This window comes from Ruegeria sp. CDSC002 (genome assembly GCF_059610905.1).
Genome location: NZ_JBXWOM010000026.1, coordinates 2,501 through 6,006 on the forward strand (window position 1 = coordinate 2,501; position 3,506 = coordinate 6,006).

General features: G+C 53.1%; 1 tRNA gene and 2 rRNA genes. All 3 read left to right on the forward strand.

The features are described 5' to 3' along the window. Positions 1 to 172: 172 nt before the first annotated feature. The 3 genes from AC2FJE_RS23315 (at position 173) to AC2FJE_RS23325 (ending at position 3,506) form a co-directional block, all read left to right on the forward strand. Positions 173 to 3,003 (forward strand): 23S ribosomal RNA (locus AC2FJE_RS23315). 181 nt (positions 3,004 to 3,184) lie between these two features. Beyond that, positions 3,185 to 3,299, forward strand: a 5S ribosomal RNA gene (rrf, locus tag AC2FJE_RS23320). 130 nt (positions 3,300 to 3,429) lie between these two features. Next, positions 3,430 to 3,506: transfer RNA gene (locus AC2FJE_RS23325), tRNA-Met, on the forward strand.

The following is a 3,506-nucleotide window of genomic DNA, read 5'->3' on the forward strand; positions in this document are numbered from 1 at the left end:
CGGGGGCGGGAAATGTATGTTTTTGGTTCAGAAGAATGACTGCCTTTAGTTACCAGCTGGGCGGTCTCGATTGATTTGATTACTAGCGCAGCTTCGGTTGTGTGCGGTCAAACGCACTCAAGTAGCCGGATAGGCGGTAGTGCCAATATCAAGTCTTTCTTTTTCTGGATCAAATCAAGCGCGAGAAGGGCGTTTGGTGAATGCCTTGGCAGCAAGAGGCGATGAAAGACGTGATACTCTGCGATAAGCCATGGGGAGCTGAGAATAAGCTTTGATCCATGGATTTCTGAATGGGGCAACCCACCTGAATGTTTGTTATTGTTAGCACTGCTAATCAATAATGGGCATAACCAGGTATTTATGACCTGAATACATAGGGTTATAAAGGCAAACCCGGGGAACTGAAACATCTAAGTACCCGGAGGAAAGGAAATCAATTGATACTCCCCTAGTAGCGGCGAGCGAACGGGGACCAGCCGAGCCTTGAGAGTGAGAAGAACATGTTGGGAAGCATGGCCATAGCGGGTGACAGCCCCGTATTCTAAGCTCAATGGGACGTATTAAGTAGGGCGGAACACGTGAAATTCTGTCTGAAGATCGGAGGACCACCTTCGAAGGCTAAGTACTCCTTGCTGACCGATAGTGAACCAGTACCGTGAGGGAAAGGTGAAAAGCACCCCGACGAGGGGAGTGAAACAGTACCTGAAACCGAACGCCTACAATCAGTCGGAGCCTCCTTGCGGGGTGACGGCGTACCTTTTGTATAATGGGTCATCGACTTGGTCTCACGAGCAAGCTTAAGCCGTTAGGTGTAGGCGTAGCGAAAGCGAGTCTTAATAGGGCGCATGAGTTCGTGGGATCAGACCCGAAACCGAGTGATCTAGGCATGGCCAGGTTGAAGGTAAGGTAACACTTACTGGAGGACCGAACCCACATCCGTTGAAAAGGATCGGGATGAGCTGTGCCTAGGGGTGAAAGGCCAATCAAACTCGGAGATAGCTGGTTCTCTGCGAAATCTATTTAGGTAGAGCGTCATCCGAATACCCCGGGGGGTAGAGCACTGGATGGGTAATGGGGCCCCACAGGCTTACTGATCCTAACCAAACTCCGAATACCCGGGAGTACTAGATGGCAGACACACTGCGGATGCTAACGTCCGTAGTGGAGAGGGAAACAACCCTGACCTACAGCTAAGGCCCCCAATTCATGGCTAAGTGGGAAAGCAGGTGGGACGACCAAAACAACCAGGAGGTTGGCTTAGAAGCAGCCATCCTTTAAAGATAGCGTAACAGCTCACTGGTCTAAATAAGTTGTCCTGCGGCGAAGATGTAACGGGGCTCAAGCCATGAGCCGAAGCTTAGGATGCCGTAAGGCATGGTAGCAGAGCGTAGTGTGACATAAGACTTATCCTCTTTAGTGTCCTTCGGGGCACCTTGGAGGATCGAGTCTTTTCGATGAAGCCGGCGCGTGAGCGATCCGGTGGAGAGATCACTAGTGAGAATGATGACATGAGTAGCGACAAAGAGTGTGAGAGACACTCTCGCCGAAAGTCCAAGGGTTCCTGCTTAAAGCTAATCTGAGCAGGGTAAGCCGGCCCCTAAGCCGAGGCCGAAAGGCGTAGGCGATGGGAACTAGGTTAATATTCCTAGGCCGTGGAGTGGTGACGGATCTCAGAGGTAGTTCATCCTTATCGGATTGAATGGGCTGCTGAGAGGTTCCTGGAAATAGCCCTCCTATAAGACCGTACCCTAAACCGACACAGGTGGACTGGTAGAGCATACCAAGGCGCTTGAGAGAACGATGTTGAAGGAACTCGGCAAAATACCTCCGTAAGTTCGCGAGAAGGAGGCCCGGTTCCTAGGCAACTAGGGGCTGGGGGCACAAACCAGGGGGTGGCGACTGTTTATTAAAAACACAGGGCTCTGCGAAGTCGCAAGACGACGTATAGGGTCTGACGCCTGCCCGGTGCCTGAAGGTTAAAAGGAGAGGTGAGAGCCTTGAATTGAAGCCCAGGTAAACGGCGGCCGTAACTATAACGGTCCTAAGGTAGCGAAATTCCTTGTCGGGTAAGTTCCGACCTGCACGAATGGCGTAACGACTTCCCCGCTGTCTCCAACATCGACTCAGCGAAATTGAATTGCCTGTCAAGATGCAGGCTTCCCGCGGTTAGACGGAAAGACCCCGTGCACCTTTACTACAGCTTCGCACTGGCATCAGGATTGTGATGTGCAGGATAGGTGGTGGGCTTTGAAGCAGAGACGCAAGTCTTTGTGGAGCCTCCCTTGAGATACCACCCTTCGCACTCTTGATGTCTAACCGCGGTCCGTTATCCGGATCCGGGACCCTGCGTGGCGGGTAGTTTGACTGGGGCGGTCGCCTCCTAAAGCGTAACGGAGGCGCGCGAAGGTTGGCTCAGAGCGGTCGGAAATCGCTCGTTGAGTGCAATGGCAGAAGCCAGCCTGACTGCGAGACTGACAAGTCGAGCAGAGTCGAAAGACGGCCATAGTGATCCGGTGGTCCCGAGTGGAAGGGCCATCGCTCAACGGATAAAAGGTACGCCGGGGATAACAGGCTGATACTGCCCAAGAGTCCATATCGACGGCAGTGTTTGGCACCTCGATGTCGGCTCATCTCATCCTGGGGCTGGAGCAGGTCCCAAGGGTACGGCTGTTCGCCGTTTAAAGAGGTACGTGAGCTGGGTTTAGAACGTCGTGAGACAGTTCGGTCCCTATCTGCCGTGGGTGTAGGAGACTTGAGAGGAGTTGCCCCTAGTACGAGAGGACCGGGGTGAACGATCCACTGGTGGACCAGTTGTCGTGCCAACGGCAGTGCTGGGTAGCTATGATCGGACAGGATAACCGCTGAAGGCATCTAAGCGGGAAGCCCCCCTCAAAACAAGGTCTCCCTGAGGGCCGTGGAAGACCACCACGTCAATAGGCCGGAGATGTAAGCGCAGTAATGCGTTCAGTTGACCGGTACTAATCGCCCGATAGGCTTGATTTGATCCAGTAATGGAAAGACAAATCAAAAACATACACCTCATTAAACATGGATAACTTCGCAGCAAAACGCTGCGGTGTTGATTGACATAACTACCGAGTGGCAACGCGCATTTGCACGCAAATACGTCGCCTGCCACTCGTCGCGCTTTGCAAAGCAAAGCCGCGACGGGGATTTTCCTCGGTTTGGTGGTCATAGCGCAAGTGAAACACCCGGTCCCATCCCGAACCCGGAAGTTAAGCACTGCCGCGCCAATGGTACTTGGGCTTAAGCCCCGGGAGAGTAGGTCACCGCCAAACCTAGAAAAATCCCACAATCAAACTTCTCTCTTACGATATCGAACTCATTCGACCCCGGCCTCAAGTAGCGTAAGCAACAGGCCGAAAAACGGTCTCAAGTAGCCGAATAGGCGGTAGACCACCAAAGTGTCGCGGGATGGAGCAGCCCGGTAGCTCGTCAGGCTCATAACCTGAAGGTCGTAGGTTCAAATCCTACTCCCGCAACCA